This is a genomic window from Micromonospora humida (genome assembly GCF_016901255.1).
Taxonomy (GTDB): domain Bacteria; phylum Actinomycetota; class Actinomycetes; order Mycobacteriales; family Micromonosporaceae; genus Micromonospora; species Micromonospora wenchangensis.
In genome coordinates this window covers 1-20,998 of the sequence record NZ_JAFEUC010000013.1, presented here as the reverse complement: position 1 = coordinate 20,998, position 20,998 = coordinate 1, and the positions used below count along the sequence as shown (strand labels likewise).

General features: G+C 66.5%; 15 protein-coding genes and 1 pseudogene. 8 read left to right on the top strand and 8 right to left on the bottom strand.

Annotation, left to right across the window (positions count from 1 at the left end):
- Positions 1-40: 40 nt before the first annotated feature.
- The 7 genes from JQX11_RS23665 to JQX11_RS23635 form a co-directional block, all read right to left on the bottom strand.
- The gene (locus JQX11_RS23665) at positions 41-1,009 is read right to left on the bottom strand and encodes a DUF2637 domain-containing protein (protein ID WP_204927166.1); all 969 of its coding nucleotides are present in this window, start codon (positions 1,007-1,009) and stop codon (positions 41-43) included.
- Positions 1,006-3,765 (bottom strand): BTAD domain-containing putative transcriptional regulator, encoded by a 2,760-nt coding sequence (locus tag JQX11_RS23660; RefSeq protein ID WP_204927165.1) that lies wholly within the window; start codon positions 3,763-3,765, stop codon positions 1,006-1,008. The genes JQX11_RS23665 and JQX11_RS23660 overlap by 4 nt, the downstream gene beginning before the upstream one ends.
- A 217-nt stretch (positions 3,766-3,982) precedes the next feature.
- The gene (locus tag JQX11_RS23655; protein ID WP_204927164.1) at positions 3,983-5,536 is read right to left on the bottom strand and encodes a caspase, EACC1-associated type; all 1,554 of its coding nucleotides are present in this window, start codon (positions 5,534-5,536) and stop codon (positions 3,983-3,985) included.
- A gap of 1 nt (position 5,537) precedes the next feature.
- Positions 5,538-5,894 carry an effector-associated constant component EACC1 gene (locus tag JQX11_RS23650; RefSeq protein ID WP_232378473.1) on the bottom strand — a complete coding sequence of 119 codons (357 nt, stop codon included), beginning with the start codon at positions 5,892-5,894 and terminating at the stop codon, positions 5,538-5,540.
- A gap of 239 nt (positions 5,895-6,133) precedes the next feature.
- Entirely contained in the window at positions 6,134-8,170 is a 2,037-nt protein-coding gene (locus JQX11_RS23645; protein WP_232378522.1) for an AfsR/SARP family transcriptional regulator, read from the bottom strand.
- A gap of 22 nt (positions 8,171-8,192) precedes the next feature.
- Complete coding sequence (locus tag JQX11_RS23640; protein ID WP_307826322.1) at positions 8,193-10,010, bottom strand: Hsp70 family protein; 1,818 nt, start codon at positions 10,008-10,010, stop codon at positions 8,193-8,195.
- 309 nt (positions 10,011-10,319) lie between these two features.
- A complete protein-coding gene (locus JQX11_RS23635; protein ID WP_232378460.1) occupies positions 10,320-10,436 on the bottom strand; it encodes an excalibur calcium-binding domain-containing protein in 117 nt (38 codons plus the stop codon).
- Between the two features lie 564 nt (positions 10,437-11,000).
- Here JQX11_RS23635 and JQX11_RS23630 point away from each other — a divergent pair.
- From JQX11_RS23630 to JQX11_RS23620, 3 genes are all read left to right on the top strand, one after another.
- Complete coding sequence (locus tag JQX11_RS23630; RefSeq protein WP_204927161.1) at positions 11,001-12,407, top strand: AAA family ATPase; 1,407 nt, start codon at positions 11,001-11,003, stop codon at positions 12,405-12,407.
- Positions 12,404-13,411, top strand: coding sequence for a hypothetical protein (locus JQX11_RS23625; protein ID WP_204927160.1), 1,008 nt, complete (start codon positions 12,404-12,406; stop codon positions 13,409-13,411). The genes JQX11_RS23630 and JQX11_RS23625 overlap by 4 nt, the downstream gene beginning before the upstream one ends.
- A 734-nt stretch (positions 13,412-14,145) precedes the next feature.
- Positions 14,146-14,712 carry a GNAT family N-acetyltransferase gene (locus JQX11_RS23620; RefSeq protein WP_307826321.1) on the top strand — a complete coding sequence of 189 codons (567 nt, stop codon included), beginning with the start codon at positions 14,146-14,148 and terminating at the stop codon, positions 14,710-14,712.
- Here JQX11_RS23620 and JQX11_RS23615 read toward each other — a convergent pair.
- Positions 14,695-16,335, bottom strand: coding sequence for a helix-turn-helix domain-containing protein (locus JQX11_RS23615; protein WP_204927159.1), 1,641 nt, complete (start codon positions 16,333-16,335; stop codon positions 14,695-14,697). The genes JQX11_RS23620 and JQX11_RS23615 overlap by 18 nt on opposite strands.
- Before the next feature lie 244 nt (positions 16,336-16,579).
- Between JQX11_RS23615 and JQX11_RS23610 the strand changes: the two genes are divergently transcribed.
- The 5 genes and pseudogenes from JQX11_RS23610 to JQX11_RS32695 form a co-directional block, all read left to right on the top strand.
- On the top strand, positions 16,580-17,830 hold the full coding sequence (locus JQX11_RS23610; RefSeq protein WP_232378459.1) for an FAD-binding oxidoreductase: 1,251 nt from the start codon (positions 16,580-16,582) through the stop codon (positions 17,828-17,830).
- Positions 17,831-17,856: 26 nt separating this feature from the next.
- A complete protein-coding gene (locus tag JQX11_RS23605; protein ID WP_307826320.1) occupies positions 17,857-18,507 on the top strand; it encodes an N-acetyltransferase in 651 nt (216 codons plus the stop codon).
- Between the two features lie 181 nt (positions 18,508-18,688).
- Entirely contained in the window at positions 18,689-19,015 is a 327-nt protein-coding gene (locus JQX11_RS23600) for a hypothetical protein (RefSeq protein ID WP_204927157.1), read from the top strand.
- Positions 19,012-20,469 (top strand): APC family permease, encoded by a 1,458-nt coding sequence (locus JQX11_RS23595; protein ID WP_204927156.1) that lies wholly within the window; start codon positions 19,012-19,014, stop codon positions 20,467-20,469. Before JQX11_RS23600 ends, JQX11_RS23595 begins: the two co-directional genes overlap by 4 nt.
- 21 nt (positions 20,470-20,490) lie before the next feature.
- Positions 20,491-20,998 (top strand): annotated as a pseudogene (locus JQX11_RS32695) (hypothetical protein); the annotation flags it as partial.

Genomic DNA, 20,998 nt, shown 5'->3' with positions numbered 1-20,998 from the left:
CGGGCACCCGTGCCCATCCACGTCGACCTCCACGCTCCGATCAAGACCGCCGGTCAGCGCGAACCGGGGCCGGGGACACGGGCCTCTGCGCGAGCGAAGCGACGAGGTGAGGCTCACCGGCTGCAGACAGCGGACGGGAACCGACGGCCGGAGAGGTCTTCGGCCGGATAGCGGCAAGGAGTTCCGAGACACCGCTGTTGCGGAGAGAATGGCCGTTGCGGCGTAACCGGCGCGCAAGGGCATCGCGGCTGACCGTGTGGCCTTCGCGAATCAGCTCGTCGCGGGCAGTACGAGCGGCGGGCAACAGCGGCACGAGATCCGCAGACAGGCCCACGTCATCGTCCGCATCGATCTCCCCGACGGAGACTCCATTCGCAGGCCGCCCACTGTCCCGATCATTCCGGAGCCGGGGGCCCGCCGAGCTGTGCGTGGCCGGACGCTGCTCGGGGACGGGTATGACCTCCGGGCGCGACCGGTCGACGTCGTCGTCATGGCGTTCGAGTGCGGGATTCGGGTGGGTTGGTGCGGCGTCATCGGGAACCGGCGGCTGCGCTGTCGCTGCGGGGACGGCGGTGGGCGGGGGCGTCGCTGTGGCGGGTGCCGGTCGGGGGTTCTCGGATTCGCGCCGGCGGGCGGAGAGTTCCACCAGGGAGACCGACGCGACGATGATGAGCCCGTCGACGGAGAGCGGCAGGAGGTACGGCACGGTGCCCGTTTCGCCATAGCGGGCGACGACTCCAACCATGTGGTGGTAGCTGATCCAGGCAGCGATGGCGGCGATGGTCGAGGCGGCGATGACCCGGATCGCACCGAGCGCCCGCTGGTGCACGGGGATACGGGTGACCAGCTCGACGGTGATCAACAGGGCCAGAGGTGGCCATGCCGCGATGGCCTGGGCAATCGGGTTCGCCTGCGCGTGCAGGATGTTCGCGGTGACCGAGGCTGCCACCCCGAGGGCCAGGGTGGCGCGTACCGCCCACTGCATCCGACGGAGCCGGGTCTCGGTCATGACGTCCTCCCCGCCCTGGAGGCGGCGGGTGCGAACTGGCGTTCGGCGACGCGGCGGGTGGCCTGCGACGGTTCGGCGTCGAGGAGATCGGCGAGGCGTTCCTCCAGACGGCGCAGGGTGCGCCGGACGGCGTCGGGGCGTTGCCGCCGGCCGTGGATCCGCATGATCCGCTGGTACAACTCCTCATTGACCGGGTCCAGGTCGGTGGCACGTTCGAGGGCGGCCACCGCGCGATCGGGATGGTCGGGTTCGAGGAACTCGGCGATGCGGGCGTAGGCGGTGAGGACCTGGTGGCGGTAGCTGGTGGCGTAGTCGACGGCCCACGGGTGGTCGTGGCCTTCAGCGAAGTCACCCATATACAGGTCGGTCGCGCGGCGTAGAGCTGCGAGCGCCTCGTCATCGTTGTCGCTGGTGGCGGCTTGGTTGATGGCGGTGAGCATGTGCCAGAGGTCCACGGTGACGGTCTGCGGGTCGAGGTGATACCGGCCGGTGGCGGGGTCGAAGACGATGAACATGTGCTCGTCATGGCCGGTCGCGGTACGCAGGACACGGCGGGCGGTGGTGATGTCGGTCCGGACGCGCTTGACGGCGGAGGCATGGTTCACGTCGGGGTGCAGGTCGGCGGCGAGCTGGTAGAGAGTGCGGCCGGCGGGGTGAGCGGCGAGGACGGCGAGGACCGTGTAGGAGCCGCTGCGCATCCCGGTGGTCACCGGGCCGGCGGCGGTGGTGACAGTGACCCGGCCGAGGACCCGAAGGTGCACGAGGGCTGTCGGGTTCTCCGCCGGGACCGGACAGGGCTCGACGGTCGGCGCGGTCGGTGTGGCGGAGGCGGCCGGATCGTCGATGTCAATGCCGGGCTCCGGGCGGGCCTGGGCGTCGGTGAGCATGGCCAGGACGGCGGCGAGGTTCTCCGCGCTCAGGGTGGACACCCGAGTCAGGGGGTGCGGGCGGTCGCTGCAGGTGGTGCCGTCGCGGGTGATCTCCACGCTGGGGAGGCCGTCGTGGGGGCCGAGGACGATCGGGTGGAGGTCCAGGGCACTGCGGTGGGTGGCGATGGCCTGCACGCGGCCCGCGTACCGAGTGGTCGATTCGATGAGCAGGACGTACGGCGGCGGGGTCTCGGCGTGGTCACTACGGGCGTGCAGATCGGCGATGGTGGTGGTGTCGAAGGTGTCCAGCAGCCGTCGTCGGCTGGTCATCTCCTCCTCGGCATGGGTGACGGCGGCATCAGTGTCGGCGAGGACGATCAGACGTTCGCCGTCGTATGCGGTGCCGTCGGGGTCCAACCCCACCATCGGGCGGGCTTCGGGCAGGAGCTGCGCCAGGAGGCTGGCGGTCGTGACGACGATCGGGCGGACGGAGGCGGTATCGGCCGCGCCGGTGGTGAGCACTGCGGCGAGGATGGCGCGGGCGGCCGGTACTGCCCCTTTGCCGTGCAGGGCGAGGCCGGAACCGGGGAGGCGGAACAGGCTCACCTCGGTGCCGTTGCCGTCGACTCCGATGGGAGCCGGCACGATGGGGTGAGCGGGCTGTTGGTCGTTGCTGGTGAGGCCGAGGTGGCGGCGGCCGATCGCATCGGCGTGCGCGAGAGACGGCGGCACCGGGGCAGGGTGTGGCGTGGCGCTCGCGGCCGTGGTGAAGGTTAGCCGGGCGTGGCGGCGTCGTTGAAGGCGTAGCAGCATGGCCACGGCGGCTATGGCGGCGGCCAGACCGAGACTGATCCAGCCCCGCACTGGCAGCACGATCCCTGTCTCGTCGTACGGCTCGGTGTGGGGCCGCTCGGGGTGCGCGGCCGATGTCGTGTCGTCGGTCGTCACGGCTGATGTGCTCGGCGCGGTGGTGGGCGGCGTCGAGCGCTGCGGGGCAGTCGACGTTTGAGGGGTAGATGGTGCAGAGGGACTCGTTTCTGCTTCGGGCGTGGCGGGCCCGGAGTTGCCGGCGACAGGAGGCTCGGGACGGGGTGGAGCGGGTGCTGATGTGGCCTGGTGGGAGGGGATGGTGAGTTTCCATCCGACGTGGATCGTGTCGGGATTGGTAAGCGCGTAGCCGTTGGCTTGGCGGTGTCCGCGATTGAGGGCGTAGATCTCCCGCCAACGGGTCGCGTCACCGAGATGCTCGGCAGCCAGGTCCCACAGGCTGTCTCCGGCAACGACCCGGACCTTCTCGCCCGAGGCGTGAGGTGGGGGATGGGCGCTCGTGCGGTTGAGGACCGGCAGGGAAGCGTGACGTGCGGATTCCGTCGGCAGTGGTGGGGCGGCGGACGCTGTTGTCGAGGTGGTAGTGGCTTCCTGGCGGGGAGGTAAAGGGTCGGCTGGCGGCGGTTGGGTCGGGGCATCGCGGATCGGGGTGGCTGTGTCGGCCGGTGGTGGATCGGTATCGGCTGCGGTGTGGTCGTGCGCGGCGGCGGGAAGGGCGGCAGCGGTCGTGACGGCGGTAGTACCCAGCAGCGCCGCCGCGAGCGCCTGAAGAGGGCCAGGCAGGTGCAGGGTGAGACGCCACCGCAGGCGGGCGGCGAGGCACCGGAGCGCGTGGTCGGTGACGGCGGCCACGAGCAGTGCCCACAGCGCCCAGGCTCCGGCGTACCCCAACATGGCGATGAAGCCGGCGGTCAGCGGTTGGTGCACCCACGCCCGGAGCCGGTCCGTGGACAGCACGGGGACGGTGAGCCAACCGACCTCGTAGAGCAGCGCTGGCGGTACCAACGCGAGGACTGCGGTGACGGTGCGTATAGCTGCTGCCGAAACCCATTTCGCCATGGCCTGTCTCCCTCCGACGTTGCCGCGGTTGGTGAGACAGACCGTAAGAGCGCGATGGGCGACGACAGCAGGTGGAGGGCCTTACAGCACCTCACACTTCCTTACACGACCTTACAACCGCAGGTCACAGCGGTGCCGAGGGGTGGTGGTATATGGAAGGTACGACGCCGAGGTGTTCGAGATCGAGCCAAAAATCGGCCATGTAAGGACTCGCGGACTACGGCCCTGCTGAGAACTGTCCAGGTACGCGCGCTTGGCCTCGCGCACTTGGCGGCATGTTGGTGATCGTGGGAAGCGGGCGACGGTTGACAATGGTAGAGGGTGGTAGCGACACGGTGGCAAGGGCACCGTATGTCGGGGATTCGCTGAGTTGGACGGTAATGCCGTGACGCGCGGCGAGTTGGGAGACTATCAAAAGACCCAATCGCCAACTCCCTGACCTAGTGAAATCCGGCGGCGCGGAGAGCTGTCGGTTGATCTCAGTCAGATGCTCGCTCCTGATGCCAAGGCCGGAATCGATGATCTGGAGGGTGGCTCCGAGGTCGAGTCGGCGCGCCGTTACGGTGACCACATGGTTCGGCGGTGAGAAAGCGGTTGCGTTGTCGTACAGTTCAGCGAGTAGGTGCACCACGTCGTTGACGGCATGCGCAGCAACCTCGATGTTGTTGTCAACATCAACAAATTCGATTCGCATGTACATCTCGATCTCGGCTTGGGCGGCACGCATCACATCGATTAATTTCGCCGGCTCCCGCTGCCGGGAAGGTCCGGTTGCGCCCGCTAGAGCAAGTGCGGCCTCATTAGTGCGGCGCATCAGACTCGCCATGTGGTCAATCTTGAATAGATTGCTGAGCCGTGCAGGGTCCTCCTCGTCGCGTTCTAGCCGATCTAGATCGCTCAGCAGCCGGTTCACAAGATTTTGCGACCGGCGGGCGAGATTGACCAGGATGGCGGCGGGTACTGGTGTATCGAGGTCCGCCCCTGGTAGTGAGTTCTCGGGGTTTCCTGGCTGCTGAATCCCATCTATGAGTGCGTTGTGCAGTGGGTTTGGTGCGAGTGCTAGGTTGCCGGAGTTGTCGGTCTTGAGCCGATGGGGCTGTGGAAGGTTGCGAGCCTTCATCTGCGCCTGAAGTTCGCCGTACAGGATGTCCAAGGTCAACAGCTGGCCGACGCTCGGCACTCCGCGCCGTAGCACCTGAACCAACTCGCCGGTGAATTCTGTGATTGCCTTGCCCGCGGATGCTGCTTCGTTGGCGGCAGTCGCCGTGAGGACGTAGGCGCCCTCGATGTCGATCTGTCCCAGTATCGTACCGGTATCGCCAGACATTAGCGGAGTTGCCGCGCGGCCCGAAAAACACGAGTCGAGGATGACTACGCGGTTTCGTGCTCGGCTATTTAGCACCTCTTCGCGTAGAACTTCGTAGGCCAGCGAGTGGAAGGCTGGGCGCTCGGGATCGGTGTCTTTCAAGGTGAGGTAAAGTTGGTTACGACGTAGCCCTACGAGCCCATGGCCGGCGTAATAGACGAGCAGCATGTCGGTCGCCTCCGCGGCGGCGGTGCCTACCGCGCGGCCGACCGCGTTACCGTCCGAAGGATCGTGAACCACCGTGCAAGAACGGGCGGGTAGCCCGCACACTCGTGGGTCTGTCAGCACGGCAGCCAGTGCCTTCACGCTTCGCCGCACTGAGGGCAAACTGGGCAGGGTGGAGTAGCGGCTTGCCCCGATCAGCACCGCACGAGATGCCGCAGGGTCGAAGAGGCGGGCGAACACTTCAGCGAGATTCAGTCCACGGCTTCACCGCAGCGGCAACAACCGCTTCAACATCGTCGACGCCCTTGGCATCGACGTAGAGCTTCGTGCCGTCTGGGAACTCCAACCGTAGTCCAAGTTTGCCTGGCCGCCCCGGCGCTCGTCGGCGCAACCAGAGAGCGACCCCGCCGGCGATGATCGTCGCTGCGCCTCCCGGCACGAGAGCGATGGAGAGAGCCTCGATAGCAGCACCCATCTCACCAGGCCCGGGTGCCGCCCGTACTGGTCGCGTCTGACCACGCAACTCGTCATACCCATTGAAGAGGTCGATCAGGGTGGACAGATCATCGTCACTACCGTCGACGACGCGCAGCAGCATGGAAGGCAACGACCAGCTCCTCATGGCGGGGAGAGAATAAGGCTAGTGACTGTAATCGAAGATGTGTAGTCCAGTATGCACGGTCGCTCAAAGAGGTGAGGGCCGAGGACGGGACGTGTCCATGCCCAGACTGCCGCTGTGCTGAAAAGTGACCCTGTCCGGGTGTGGGCACCGGCATCCGCATGGCCCGCTGCCGCTCGTCTCTCAGCGCGGCCAGCCGGTCAGGGCTTGCGACAGCATCACCTACCGGCGTCTGGTGCGGTGAACGAGACGCGGGGAGAGAACTCGCTGTCGAGCCCAACTCGTAAGAGGGACTGCTGATGCTGTTGCTGCAGCTCGACGGCGGCTTCCAGCTCACCCAAGTCGATGAGGGCACGGCCGGCGAGCCCATGTAGGTCGGCGTTGTACGGGTCGATGTGGATGCCGTCCTGCAGCAACTGTAGAAAGCGGTGTGGATCGGGTTCCTTGGCGGCGAGGGTGGCGCACAGGTCGATGACTCGGCGGCGGGTTGCTTCGCGGTGAGGGTCGAGCCATGGCCAGGTGCGGGTGGTGGCGAGGTCCGCGGGATAGGCGTCGAGGACGGTCTGCCAGGCAGTGGCGGTGTGGGCGAGGGTGGCGGCAGCCTGGTGGATGGTGGCGTGAAGTTGCCACAGGTCGACCTCGATGTGCGCGGGGTTGAGGCGGTAGCGGTCATCGGAGTGGTCGATGACGGGTAGGTCGCTTGCTGTTCGGATGGTGCTTCGGAGGTCGCTGAGGGCGGTGTAGAGGCGGCCGGTGAGAGAGTGGCGGGGTAGTCCTGGCCAGATGGCGTCGGTGAGTTGTGCGGTGTCGGCCCCGCTGGGGTGGATGGCCAGGTAGACGAGGACTTGGAGCCCGGCGCTGCGGCGGATGGTCAGGGGCTCGCCGTCGATGAGCAGTTGCGGGTCACCCAGGACGCGCAGGTGAAGCCGTTGCCGGGATGCGGTGGACAGGCGCGTAGGTTCGTGCCGGGCAACCTGTCGTGGCAGTGGCAGCTCTGGTGATCCGGCGTAGGGGAGTGGTGGGCGTCCACTGTCGGGATGGGCTGGTGCCGGGCCGGGACTGGCGATGACGGTGAGCAGGTCGGTGGTCGCCGTCCAGTCCAGGATGCACAGCCGTGGGCCCGGCATGTCGGGGTGGTGTGGGTCGCGCAGATAGCCGGTGGAGCCGGCGTGCCAGTTTGGCCCGTCCGGTTGTTCTCCCAGTACGACGACGAGAGCAGCGGCGGCGGTGCCTGTCTCGGCGAGGTGCTTCAACTGCTGCTCGTTGCCGTCGTGGTCGTTCAGCAGCACGATCTTCCGATGGCCGTGCCTACTCGACGTCCCACCCTGACGCTGACCAGGAATGGCTTCACCAGTGACGGGGCCGGCAGGTTGGAGTAGCTGTGCTGCTTCGTCAACGGTGTCGACGATCGTCAGCGGCAGGCGTCGCCCGAGTGTCTCTGCGGCCGGTCCGAGAAGGAGGGCCAGGGTTGCCTGGGTGACGATTAACGACGTAGAGCTGTGGCGTTGTCCGGCCAGGATGGCGGTGACCAGCAGTCCGCGCCCGACGGGCAGCGTGCCCGGTCCGGTGAGGCCCACCCCGCCGGCCGGCAGGGCTTCGAAGGGGGCCGCGTTTTCGTCCGGCGGCGGCGGGGTGGGGCTGTCGGCGAGGGCGGCTTGGACGGCGGTGACGGTGGGTGGTAGTGGGGTGAGGTCGGTGTCGTCGGGTTGGGTGGGGTGGGGTTGGTAGTCGCGGCGGCGGCGTAGCCAGATCAGTGCTGCTGCGGCGGTGACCTGTTCGGCGACGTCCCGGGGCAGCCAGCCACCGGTAACCGTGACCCCGTCCTCGCGTACGGCCTGGTCGCGGTAGTCGTCCGGGGCGGTGTCGTCGTGGAATGTGGCGGTGCCTGTTGCTGCGGGCTGTGGCGGTTCCGGCGGGGTGGTGGTGACGGTGTTGGTGGTGACGCCGAAGACGGCTGCACCGGCCATTCCACTGGCCGTCGCTTGCAACGGTGTGGGGAGGGGCATCCGCCGTAGCCATGCCGTGGTGGCGCGGAGGCGGATGATGATCCGGATGGCGACGGTGTAGGCGACGAGCAGCCAGATCAGCCACGCGCCGATGGCGAGTCCGGCGGTGAGCGTTTCTTCGGTCAACGGCTGCTGCAACCAGGCCCGCAACTGCTCCGAGGTCGGCCATCCGCGAAGGGGCGGGCCGATCACGGTCAGGAGCACCGCTGGTGGACCGACCAGGAACGCCAGGACGAAGATCAGCGACATCAACTGTCGTGGCCAGCGCATGTCACCCGCCTCGACCTGGTGGGCTGAGGGTGGTGGGGCCGGTGGTGGGGTGGATGAGGCGGGTCCAGACGCGTGCTGCCCACCAGACGGTGATGGCTATGGCGTAGCTGACGCCGAGGATGCCGGTGGATTGTCCGGTGACGATCGCGGCGCTGATCACCGCTATCGGGGCGGCGAGCACGATGCGGAAGATCAGTGGTGTCACGAGGGCCATGACGGTGCCGATGCCGAGGAGGAGTCCGCCGATGCGGGCGGTGAGGTCGAGCCACACGACCAGGTGGGGCCATCGGTCGGCGGTGCGTGCGTACTGGATGAGTCCCATGCCCACGGCGGCGGTGACGACCGAGCCGGTGGGTGTGGCCAGGAGCGTGGACCAGCCGCCGGAGGGTGTGCGCCATTGTCGGGCGGCGATTATCGCCATGACCACGGCGAGGACGGCGGTGGGGGCGATTGGCCAGAGTGCCCAGGTGAGGAACCCGCGTAGGGGGAGGCCGAAGTATTGGCTGATGACGACGGCGTAGAGGGCGGCGATGGCGACGCCGAGGGAGACTCCGGCGAGGATGCCGATGCTGACTTTTCCGCCTTCGGTGCGTAGTTCGGGGGTGGGGCTGCGGGCGGCGATCAACGAGCCGAGGATGGTGCCTGCTGCGATGCAGGCCACCAGGGCGAACACCGCTGCCATCGTCAATTCGCCCAGGTTGAACAGGACGTAGTAGTACGCGCTGAGGGTGTTGTTGCGTTCGGCGGTCAGCAGGGCCTGCCACAGCAGTGCCAGGGAGGCGAGGCCGGGCACCGCGATGGCGACGGCCCGCCGGATCGGCGGCACCGTCACCTCCACCGCACCCACCCCGACCGCAGGAGCGCCCACCTCGGCGGCGCCCCGCGCCGCGATGAGTTGAGGCTCCGCCACCAGCATCGGCGTGACCCCCGTGTGCTCGGCGATGGCGGCGTCCAGGCGTGGGAGGTGGGCGCTGCCCCCGACGCAGTAGATTCCCGCGAGGTCGCCGGAGGTCAGGTCGGCGGCAGCGATGCACTGCTGGGTCAACTCCGCGACCCGCCGTACGACCGGTTGGGCGGCGGCGTCGAGCATGGCGCGGTCCGCGATGACCGGGTGGTGGCCGGCGACCGGCACGGTGACCGCCGGATGCGAACCCAGGGTTTCCTTCGCGACCCGGACGCTTTCCGCCATCGCCCACTGGCCCATACCGCCGGCAGGCACCTCCCGGCCGTGGAGCACAGCCGCAGTCAACGCTAGGTCGACGGCAGCACCGCCGGCTGCAGGGTCGGCGAGCGTGGCGAGGACCTCGAACCCTGCCGGGCCTCGGCGCAGCACCGTTACCTCGGCACCCGCGCCGACATCACACACGACAACGAAGGATCCGACCGTCAGCCGTACACCGGTGGCGACCAAATGCTCCGTGACGGCCACCGGAGCCTCCACCAGGCGCGGCTGCCCGAGTCCAGCCCGGTGTGCGACCTGCCGCATCCAGGTGCGCCGACGCGGCCCCCACCCGGCCGGCACCACCAACCGCACATCCCGCACCGGCTCACCAACAACACCCTCGGCCTCCGCAGCAGCCCGCCGCAACGGTGCCGCCGCGAACTCCACCGCCTCCGCTTCCGAGCCGTTGATGACCAGCTCGCCATCGTTGGTACGGCGGGGGTTCGGTACGAACCGGTGCGGCTGCGTCTCGGCGGCCTGCCACGCCCGTCGACCCGTCCACACCTGTCCGTCCTCGGCCAGGAACAAGCCGCTGGGCAGGTACGGCAGACCATCGAACGGCAACACCGACGCCCGACCATCAGGCCAGGCCAACACGGCTACGGTGCTCGCGCTACCGCAGTCGATCGACAGCCGTGTTTCCCCCGCCTCCACGCAGGTAGTCAAACATGAATACTCATTCAAGTCACCTCCTGATCACTCAGGAGAATCAAGGCTGGTCCGGTTCGTGAACTCCTCCGGTCGAGTCCGAAGGGGAGGGTGGGCGGCACCGGCAGGCGTGCGTGGAGGTGATGACGGTGGCCCACTTCGCCCAGCGGGTGGACTGGGCCCCGAAGGGCGAAACGGCTGGCATTGCCGTCGCTGACATGTTCTGAGCCGGCGAAGACCGAACCCACAGACGACTGCCTACTCGCAGGCGAACCCGTCGCCGTCGCGGTCCAGTTTCCGTGAGTACCCGGGGTCGCCGCGCCGGATCGGGGCCGCGCCCGCCGCCCTCACCGCTGTGCAGTTGGTGTAGCACATGTCGCCGTTGGTGTCGTCGTAGACGCAATATCCGTCGTTGTCTCAGTGGCCGCACTAATAATGGAGGCACTAAACGCGGTCGGTGATACCGATCGGGTAGGCACTGTTTCTGGCTTCGGTGGAATTGTGGTGCGCGCTGTCGGGTTGGTGGTCGCATGGCGAACATGGAGATGGCAGCAGACCGTTGCCACCGACATGGCGGATCGGCTGGCCACAGCGATCGGGCAGGTGAGCAGAAAGCCCGTCGGCGGTTTTGGTTGTCGGCGGCGAGGGCGGAGGCGGTTACGTCGGCGGCGTGGGCGTAGGGGCTGCCGCTTTGGGCGGTCAATGCGGAGGCGGCGACGGCGCGATCGATGGAGGCGACCTTCAGCGTAGACGGCGAACCTCGCTCCACCCCGTACGCAGCAGTCAGGACAGTCTTGACTGTCTGGTAGTCGACAATGGGCATTCTCGAAACAGACATAAAGGGCAAGTCGGGCTGGGTAAGCCTACCGATACCATCGAAGGCCGCTATCCTCGACCGCCCCTGCCGAACGATCGATTGGCATCCGCATGGATAGCGAAATGACGAACATTGTCCCGCGAGGGGCGGGGTTCGTGGTTGCCGAAATTTATGTCAAGCAGTTATTTGGGCGGTACACCTATCGAATCAGGTCGCAGAATCGTGAGACGCAACATCTCGCAGCCCCTCCATTGATGCTTCTTTATGGTATGAATGGTTCCGGGAAGACGACGATCCTCCGGCTTTTATGGCATCTTCTTTCTATTGCCCCAAATAAGGGCCACCGAACGGCAATCGCAACCACGCCATTCAGGCAGTTTGCGGTAAACCTGGGAAATGGAACCAGAATAATTGTTGATAAGCACGACGGACTGACGGGCGCATATTCGATCAGTGTAGAACGCGACGGAAAGATGCTCGCCCGACAGTTCTACCAATCGCCGACCGAGGGGCACAGCGGGGTCATTCCTGTTGATACGTACCGCATACCCCCCAAGGAAGTTTCAGATCACTACATCGCGGCAGCGCGAATTCGAGCAATCGACCCAGATGTAATTTCTGATGAAGATGACGTATTCACGTTTGAAACGGATGACTCTTATCTGAGTTATCTCGAATACTTAGGCATTAAGCCAGTCCTGCTGGGAGACGATCGCAGGCTTCATGCCGATGAAGAAGAACCTGCACGAGCAGCACGCTACGAAAAAGCGAACCGGCTAAACGACGAACTTCCAGTTAACCTGCAACTCGCATCATCTCTGAGCCAAACGACGGAATGGCTTAGGCAGCAACTTCTTAGTGGCGCTGCGATGGGCTCCAGAGGTGCAGACGAGGTTTACAGAGAGGTGCTAACTCAGCTGGGCCGAATAACTGAACTAGATGAGTTGCCCGCGATTGATGAGTTGCGTCGTCGACTGATTAGTCTAGATCGGCGAACGAAGCGGTTTAGTGATTTTGGACTCGCAACGCACTTTGAAAGCAAGTCGATGCTCGGGATGCTCGATAGCATTCCCCCGTCTCGCTTGTCACTTGTGGCGAGCATCCTAGATCCGTATCTAACCGGCCAAGATGCGCGGCTGGATTCACTTCAGGCCACCGAGAAAATGGTTCGAACCTTCGTCAACTATCTCAACGATTACTTTGACGACAAGAGCGTTCTCTTTACGCCACGCAATGGAATCAGAATCCGCAGTGAGGACGGTAACCCAATCCCTCCCGCGCGCCTGTCTTCCGGTGAACGTCAATTGCTGTTACTCCTTTGTCGGACAGTTCTTTCACGGCAGTCGACCACCCTATTCATGATCGACGAGCCGGAACTCAGCCTGAATGCCAAGTGGCAGCGCCGCCTCGTTCAGACTCTCTTGGATCTGGCCGAAGGGTCAAACGTTCAGTTCATGATGGCAACGCACTCGATCGAGATAATTACAAGGCATCGTCCGTATCTTGCGGAGCTGAAGGTTGTCGAATGAGCTTCGAAGACGACGGCACTCGACGCACGATCGAAGAACTGGCGACCTTGCATTCGGTGGAGCCTGGCCTGCACGAAATTTACACTGAAGGCAGAACGGATGCGGGCGTCATAAATTGGTTTATGCGCCATCATGAAATCGACTCAGCGACAGTTTATGCTATCTCGGACCGCGTTCTTCTCAATTTTGATGTTCATCAGTATGGAGTGCGATTCGGTGAGCAGGGGAAAGTCGTAGCTGCCGCTTCTCGTCTAGCTGAACTCGGGGCTAGTGGCGGATTCACCTGCATCGCGGACGCAGACTACTGGCACACCTTGGAAGATAAGCCAAGCGCGGCCCGGTTTGCACTTCTAACTGATTATGCGGACCTGAACATGTATTGCTTCAACGAAAAGGTCATCCAGAAGTTCCTATTGGTTTGCCTTCGGGCATCTTCCGATCTATCGGCCCACAGCATACTTTCCTCGATCGCACCGCTAGTGCGAGCCATCTTCATCCTTAGATGGCTCTTGCGACAAGAGGTTGAAAGTCTCACGCTTGTTAAGCGACTTGAACGAAGAGTGACGGTGGCAGGAAAGTCGCTCATCCTTGATCTCGAAAAGTTGGTAAGAGACTCGATTGACTCGTGTCCAGATCCCGCAGCTCGCACTATTGACAAGGATCGCGTTTGTGCACAGCACGTCCATCTCAGTGAGGCGCTAGCTGCCAGTGATCCTCGGAAGTCGATGAATGGGCATGATTTTGTTTACTTTTTATGCTTATTTCTGCAGAAGTTCCACCCTGAGGTCTTTGGTGAAGACCGGAAGAACTTTAAGGACGTAAGCACTGCCGAACTCGCCTTATTGGGCTGCATCGACATCGAGTCATTGGCAAGGGAAGGGTTGTTCCGACAACTCCTGCAACGTCTCGGTCGATCGACCGATGAGCAGGAAGTAATTCCCAATCAACGCGAGAGTGTGGAGTCCTTAAGCGCAGAACACGTTCGCAACTCGCTGCCGAAATGATCTATTCGGTATCACTGCACCACGCGGAGCGCGGTGCAGTGCGGTAAGCCGCTGGCGGCATGCCGCTCCGTACGCCTACAGCATTGGGGCGGTGAGGCGCCGACAGCCGCCGGGACACCCCCCCATGGCCAAAGGGCCAAGTTCAGCGAGGCCGCGATAGACGCTGGTGGGTCGGCTTGGTCGCATTGTTGGGGTTCCCAGCTGCCACGGCGGTCAATCCCGGGACTGGCTTTCCACTGGTTCCTCCCGTCGCGGTACCCAGATCCACGGGCAGGACGTACCCGACCTCCCCCGGCAGCCGGCGACCCCTACCCGGAGCCATGCGCGCAACCCGTAGAGGCCCCGCGACGGGAGTAGTCGACTGATACCAGGCGAGGCCGACTGGGCCGGGGCTCAAGCGCGCTAAACGCCGGCCAATGTTGACCAGGAACGACCGTAGCTGTCCGAACATAGGACCAGCTCAGGCCGTGATCACCGCTCTAATTTGGTGGGCGACGGACGAGTCCGCCTGTACGCCGAGAAAGTGTTCTACCGAACATTCTGCGATAGATGCTGGGGCGAGAGGCTGGTGGTGGTGTCGATGGCCTGAGCGATGGATTTCAGGGCTTGTTTCATCTGCACCTAAACGGATATTGGGGTACCCGTGTGGATTGCAAATTCGACTGCCCTCGCGCAGCGTAGTTCCCCGTGGCACGGGGAAGGGTGGGACGTGGGGCGTCCGTAGGGTGGTGGGCGTGAGCGATGTGACGTACGCCCGCCTTGGTGCGGAGGCTGCTGGCGGGTTGATGGACGAGTTGTGTGAGGTCTACGCGGACGCCTATGGGCAGGTTCCTGGCGAGGATGCGACGGTCAAGGTTGACGCGTTCCGGGGGCGGGCCTCGGCGGCGTTGGGTGCGCGGAACTACGAGTTGGTCTTCGCGCGGGCGGGGGATGAGTTGGTGGGGTTCGTCTTCGGGTACAGCCTGCGGCAGGACCGGGACTGGTTCGCCGGGCTTCAGCCGGCTCCGGAGGAGGGGTTCACCGACGAGCGGGGTGGTGAACGCACGGTGGTCCTGGCCGAGATCGAGGTACGCAAGGCATGGCAGGGTCGGGGGATTGGGCGCGGCCTGCACGATTCGTTCCTGAGGGGACGGCGCGAGGAGCGTGCGACCTTGACGGCCAATCCGGTTGCCACGGCAACCCATGCTCTGTACGAGGGGTGGGGCTGGCAGCGGGTAGGCAGCATTCCCGGCCGGCCGGGGGCGTACTACCGGGAGTACGCCATGTTTGTGCGTCCGCTCCCGTTACTTGACGGGCGTTGAGGACCGGTAGGCGGCGATTGCCTGGTCGAGCTGTTTGACAGCGCGGGTGCGCTTCCATGGATCGAGCCCTCGGCGCATCTCCTGCAAACGCTGCTCGATGCGGCGAGTCGAGTTCACGGACGTCAGTTCCACGACTTCGATGGTGGTTTGGCAGGCCAGGCCGATGTTCTGCTGACGCGCGAAGGCTTCCGCGCGGTAGAGAAGGCGGAACGACCGCTCGTGAAGGTTGCCGTTGTCGCTGAGCTTCAATGCCTTCTCTGAGGCGGCCATGATTCGGTCGACTCCGTCGAACTTCAGCGCGTTCTGCGTGTTGGTGCTCCAGTAGAAGGATTCGTCGTAGAAGTACCACCAGGACTGGCTGGGGCTCTGGTCGGTGAGTGCTTCCTGTAGGGCGGTGTATTCGCGGTCGAGGGCTTGTTTGGATTGGTGGTTTTGGTTGTCGGCGGTGAGGGCGCGGACGGCTACGTCGGCGGCGTAGGCGCGGGCGTAGGGGCTGCCGGTTTGGTCGGCCCAGGCGGAGGCTGCGGCGGCGTGGTCGATGCCGATGCGGGGTTTGCCTTGCCAGGTGGCGAGGTGGCTCATGGTGCAGAGGATGTAGGTGACGAGTTCGTCGGCGCGGGCGTCGTGGGCGGCGGTGCGTGCGTCGTCGTAGAGGCGTTGTGCGGTGTGGTAGTCGCCGGTGTTGAAGCAGAGCCAGCCGGCGAGTTGGGTGAGTTCGGCGTAGGTGGCGATGGCGCGGTCGCGGTGTGGACCGTGGGGTGCGGCTTTGGCCTGTTGTTCGGCGATGCGCCGGTAGGCCAGGGCGGTGGGCAGGGTGGCGGCAGCGCCGAGGACGTCGCCCTGCTTACGCAGGTTGGGCATCATGGCTTCGCAGTGCGCGAGGGTGGCCGGCTCGAACCGTGCGGGATCGGTGAGCGTGGGTGCGGCGGTGGCGCTGTCGGTGAAGCCTGCGAGGTCGGTCAGTGGTGCTGTTGCGGCGACGGCGAGTGCGGCGGTCAGCTTGGTCAGCATGTCGCGTCGGGTCTGGGGGTGGGGTACTCGTTGCATCCACATGGTGATGACCTGCGCCAACTCTGCGAAGTTGACCTCCTCGGGTCGGCGGTACAGGCCGGCGGTTTCCGCTTGTGGCGGGGCGTCCGCGTCGGCGCCGGGGCGTCGACCGAGCAGGTCACGAAGCAGGATCTCTGCCTCGCTCGGCACCATGATTTCACCTTGCAGGCCGGGTTTCACCCCCTCGGGCGTGACGGGGGTCGATGCGGTGGCGGAGTCGAGGTGGCGGAAGCTCGGTAGGTCGGCCAGGAGGTCGGCGACGCTGCATTCGTAGAGTTCGGCGAGGCGGGCCAGGTTGTCCTGGGAGGGGGAGTAGCCGCCCTTGCCGGGCCAGATCTCCCAGTACGAGAAGCTCTTGAACGACTTGGGTTCGTTGGGCCAGCGCTGGTTCCATTCCTCGGCGGCCTTCGCCTGGCTCCATCCGCGAACGACGCGGAGTGCGACGCGGGGGTTGAGGCGGAACCTGTCGCGGAAGACCTCGGCGGTTTCGACCCAGGTTCTTCCCGCTGACCGTAGTTCGGCGGCGAGGCGCGTTTGTTGCTGCCGCAGGCTCTCGGGATTCCCGTCGGTCATGTGCGGCCCTTCCCCGTCAGCCGTGCCCCATCGATGGTGCTGCACCACCGTACGCAATTCGGGCCGTCTATGTAACTTCCCCGCGACACGGGGAATTGTGGGGAAGGAAACCTCCCAATGATCACAGGTGGCGGCGTCGGGGCCGCGTCAATGATCGTGGACGCAGTTGCCGGGTGACCGCGTTCCTGCGCCTTCTTCGCATTGCGAAGGATGTGGACCAGTGATGCCCGGAAGGCGTTGTCCGATGGCGGTGTCGAGAGGGGTGGACGTGACGATCCACCGGAGGAAGTGGTTCATGTCCGCGCCTGATCTTGAGCAGTCGCTGCCCCGCACTGTCGCCGATCATGAGCGGGCGGCGGCGTACTTCTGGTCGTTCATGGTGGATCGGAGTGTGCGGTTTCTGCCGGAGCGGTTTGCGCCGGTGTTCTTCTCGACGTTGGTGGAGGCGATCGCGCACGGGGCTGATCCTGCTGTTTATCGGGCGGGGCTGGTGGTGTTGGGCCGGTTGTATCGGCGGTTCGACCTGTATCCGTATCACGGGACGGTGATCGGGGCGGCGGTGGTGGACACGGTGCGGCGGTTCGCGGGGGAGTGGTGGGGGCCGGAGCTGGTCCGGGTGTGGGAGCAGGGTTGTTTGCGGGTGTTGCGTCTGGCCGAGCAGTGCGCCGGCATGCTGGGTGATGGCCCGCAGGTGTCGTTCGGTGTGGTGGAGTCGGTGGTGTCGGCGTCCGGGTGCGTCGCGGTGGTGACGGTGCGTCCGGTGCGGCGGCTGCACTACCTGGCGGGTGACGCTGTGCCGGTGTGTTCGCCTCGGTTGCCGGGTCGGTGGCGGTGGTTGTCTCCGGCGAACGCGCCGCGTCCGGACGGGACGGTGGAGTTCCATGTCAGTGTCGTTCCTGGTGGTGTCGTCTCGCCCGTGTTGGTGAGGCAGGTGACGGCGGGGGATCTGCTGTGGTTGGGGCCGCCGTGTGAGGTGGGCTTGTCGTTGGCGGCGGCCGGTGATGCCGATCTGTTGCTCGTTGCTGGGGGTACGGGGCTTGCGCCGTTACGGGCGTTGGTGGAGCAGGTTGCGGCCTCGCCGGACCGGCGGGTGACGTTGGTGGTGGGTGTTCGCAGGTTGGGGGATCTGTATGACGCGGCGGCGTTGGACGAGTTGCAGCGGGAGCATGGTGAGTGGTTGACGGTGGTGGTGGTGCTCTCGGGCGACGGCAGTGCCGATCCGGTTGCTCGGGGGAGCTTGCTGGGGTCGGTGCTGCACCACTACGAGGCGGGGCAGGCGGTGTTGGTGTGTGGTCCGCCGGAGTTCGTTCGGGAAGCGCGGACGTGGCTGCCGATCGGCGGTGTCGAGCCTGACGACCTGCACGTGGCGGTGACGTTCCAGCGGGGCTTCGACGCGGACCTGTGGGCGTCGCGGCAACGCTCCGTCGACACCACCGTTGTCGCCGAGGCGGCCGGCGGCGAGGGCGGGGACCACCGGATGTGGGACGTGCCGTGACGCGGGTCGTGGTGTGTCGTGCGTCGGTGGCGGATCTTGACGTGCTGTCGCCGCTGGTGGCGGAGTCGTTGTCGGCCGGACCGGTCGGTGGCTGGTTGGTGCCCGACGTCACCGAACGACCCGAGGTGCTGGGCCGGTATGCGCGGCTGTTGGCGTCGTGGGGGTTGGAGCACGGTCAGGTCGACACGACGGGGGACCGGTCGGTGGTGGCGGTGTGGCATCGGCGGTCGGAGGTGCCGGCGGCGGCGTGGATGTATGACCTGCACCGGGTCCTCGGTCGGCACGCGTCGCGGTTCGCGCTGTGGCACGCCTACGTCGACGCCGTGGTCCCGCAGGTCCCCCACGCCTACCTGGCGCACCTCGCCGCCCGCCCCGGCGGCGACGAGACCGCGCGGGCGTTGCTGACCGCCCACCACCGGGTCTTGGACGGCGAAGGTCTTCCCGCGTACACGGAGGTTTCGGGTGGTCGTCCGAGGGAGGGTTTGTTGGCCGGGCTGGGGTATGAGCCGAGGTCACCGATCCTGCTGGAGCCGGACGGCCCCGCGCTGTGGCGGATGTGGCGACCCGGCCCTGACAGCGGCCGGGCGTGTGGCGGGCTTCCCCCTCGGGTCCGGCTGCGCCGTAGGGTGACCCCGGTACGTGGCCGGCTCGTCCCGGTACCGCCGCGTTCTCCCTGACCGTTCTCTCTGACCGCGCCCGGTTGGGCGTCACCCCCTGATCAGTAGCTGGCGGAGGCCGTGTGGCCCGCCAGTCACCCCCGTGCACCCACTTTCCGGAGAAAGGGCTTGTCTCATGTTGACGGTTGTCGAGCGTCCGTTGGTTATGGTTCCGCCGCGCAGGCGTACGGCGGGTTGGTGGTTGCCGCCCTGGCTGACCCCCACCCGCACCCGCCCCACCACCCCCGCCAGTGCGGACGACGCGGGCACCGAACCCCAGGTGCACCTGTGGGGGTACGCGCTCCGCCGGGAGTGGCCCGACGGCACGCACGACCTGTTCGGGTTCACCCCGCGCGCCGACGTGGCGTTGCGACGACTTGACCGCGACCGCAGCTACTGGCGCACCGGCCCGGTACGACCCACCGCCGTGTACCTGGTGCCGGTCCACGCCGCCGACGTCACCACCCACCCGGTACGGGACTGCCGCAAGCCGTCGTGCCCGGACGTCCCGCAGCGGGGGCAGCGATGAGCATCCACACGCAGGTGGCTCTCGCCCGCCGGACGATGACCCCGACCGGCCTGTCGATCTTCGGCGCTGCCGCGTCCGCGCCGATGGTGGTTCTCGCCGGTGGTCTGGTCACCACCTACGCCACGACCCGGGTGACCGCACTACCCCTCACCTTCGTCCTGGTCACCGCAGTGGTGGCGTTGCTGATGGTCGGCTACACGGCGCTGGCCCGGCAGGTCGGGCATCCGGCGGCCTACTACGGCATCCTCGCCCACGGCATCGGCCGTGGTGGGGGTGTCGCCGCTGGCCTGGTCGCCCTGGTCGCGTACACGGCGATCCAGACCAGCCTGTACGGCCTGTTCGGGGCGACCCTCGCCGCCCAACTCGGCGGCACCTGGTGGGTGTGGGCCGGCATCGCCTGGGCCGTCGTCGGCGCACTCGGAGTACGGGCGATCGCCCTGTCCACCTGGGTCCTCGGCGGGGTCCTCACGGTGTCCCTGCTGATCGTCGGCCTGTTCGTCGCCGCCGGCCTCGGCGCGCCCGCCGACGGGACGGTGTCGTGGGAGGGATTCGACGCCTCCGGTCTGGCGGTCGGGGGGATCGGTGGGGCGGTGGCGTTGTGCGTGGCCGCGTTCATGGGCGTCGACGCCCCCGGCTCGTTCGTCGAGGAAGCCGTCGACCGCCGGTCGATCGGCCGCGCCACCATCACCGCCGTCCTCACCCTCGGCGGCGTATATGCCGCCGCCGCGTGGGCGATGGGCGTGGCCGTCGGCCCGGACACGGTCGCTTCCCGCGCGGCCGATCCGTCCTCCGGCCTACCGTTCACGATCCTCGAACCCGCCGGGACGGTGTGGGTGGGTGTTGCCGGGGTGGTGCTGGTGTTCGCGATCGTCACCTCGATGCTGGCGTTCCACAACGTCATCGCCCGCTACGTGTTCGCCATGGCCCGCGAAGGTGTCCTGCCCACCGGTCTCGCCCGCACTGACAGCACGACCCGGGTCAGCGCTCCACGCGGCGGCTCCCTCACCCAAACCGGCACGGCGGCACTCGTCGTCGCCTCGTTCGCGGTCGCCGGGGTCGACCCGGTCGCGGTGATGTTCACCTGGCTGTCCACCCTCGGCGCACTCGGCCTGCTCTGCCTCCTCCTCGCCGCCTCCATCGCCGCGCTGGCCGCCCCACCCGCCGTGCGAGGTCAACGGGCCGGAATCTGGCAGTGGAAGGTCGCGCCGGTGTTGGGGGTGCTCGGCGGGTCGGTGGTCCTGGTGGCGATGGTCGGCAACGTCGGCTCCCTCCTCGGAGCCGCACCAGGGTCGCCGTATCCGCTGCTGCTCCCGGCGATCCTCACCGCCACCGCCACCACAGGCGGCATCTGGGCCGCACGCCTGCGCCGCACCCGACCTGACGTGTACGCCGGCATCGGTCATGGCACCCCGAAGACGCATGCCGTGCCCGACGCCCTGCACATCTCCATCTGAACCCCGAGGAACACCCCGACCATGACGACCTACACCGCCCAGACGCCAGCGGCACCGGGCTACCACAGCAACGATCCGCTGGACCCGGCCTGGCGACCCGAACCCCGGCCGACGCCACCACCGCCCGGCCCCCGCCGACCGGCGGACCACCAACCCCCACCGGGTCCCCGCCTGATCCAGCCGGCCCCGCCGGACTACCGGATGCCCGACGAGCGACCGTACCGCCGGGACGTCCCCGTCCACGTGGCCCCGCCCGAGCACACCCCTTCACCCCCGCAGCCGGGGGAGCCCGACGGTGGGGTGTCGGTCGAGGCCCGGTGGTGGGCCGACCTGCGGCAGCAGATCGTCTACCGGGCGAAACGCCTGAACACCGGACACATGATCGAAGCCGACCAACGCTACGGATACCGCGACGCGCTCAGCCCACACGGGGTGATGCTGTTCTTCGTCTCCGACGCCCCCGCCCAACCCCACGGCTACCAGCTGCACACCGCCTACCGGCTGTGGCTGGCCTCCCCGGAATCCCAGC

What these genes read in the sequence shown, in the direction of transcription:
- JQX11_RS23645 (WP_232378522.1), bottom strand. Translation starts at nt 8,170, where the DNA reads ATGTCGCTGATCTTCGTCCTGGCGTTCCTGGTCGGTCCACCAGCGGTG.
- JQX11_RS23650 (WP_232378473.1), bottom strand. Translation starts at nt 5,894, where the DNA reads ATGCTGCTGCGCGTCGTCGACGGTAGTGACGATGATCTGTCCACCCTG.
- JQX11_RS23635 (WP_232378460.1), bottom strand. Translation starts at nt 10,436, where the DNA reads ATGTGCTACACCAACTGCACAGCGGTGAGGGCGGCGGGCGCGGCCCCG.
- JQX11_RS23595 (WP_204927156.1), top strand. Translation starts at nt 19,012, where the DNA reads ATGAGCATCCACACGCAGGTGGCTCTCGCCCGCCGGACGATGACCCCG.
- JQX11_RS23625 (WP_204927160.1), top strand. Translation starts at nt 12,404, where the DNA reads ATGAGCTTCGAAGACGACGGCACTCGACGCACGATCGAAGAACTGGCG.
- JQX11_RS23665 (WP_204927166.1), bottom strand. Translation starts at nt 1,009, where the DNA reads ATGACCGAGACCCGGCTCCGTCGGATGCAGTGGGCGGTACGCGCCACC.
- JQX11_RS23660 (WP_204927165.1), bottom strand. Translation starts at nt 3,765, where the DNA reads ATGGCGAAATGGGTTTCGGCAGCAGCTATACGCACCGTCACCGCAGTC.
- JQX11_RS23610 (WP_232378459.1), top strand. Translation starts at nt 16,580, where the DNA reads ATGGCGGTGTCGAGAGGGGTGGACGTGACGATCCACCGGAGGAAGTGG.
- JQX11_RS23630 (WP_204927161.1), top strand. Translation starts at nt 11,001, where the DNA reads ATGACGAACATTGTCCCGCGAGGGGCGGGGTTCGTGGTTGCCGAAATT.
- JQX11_RS23615 (WP_204927159.1), bottom strand. Translation starts at nt 16,335, where the DNA reads ATGACCGACGGGAATCCCGAGAGCCTGCGGCAGCAACAAACGCGCCTC.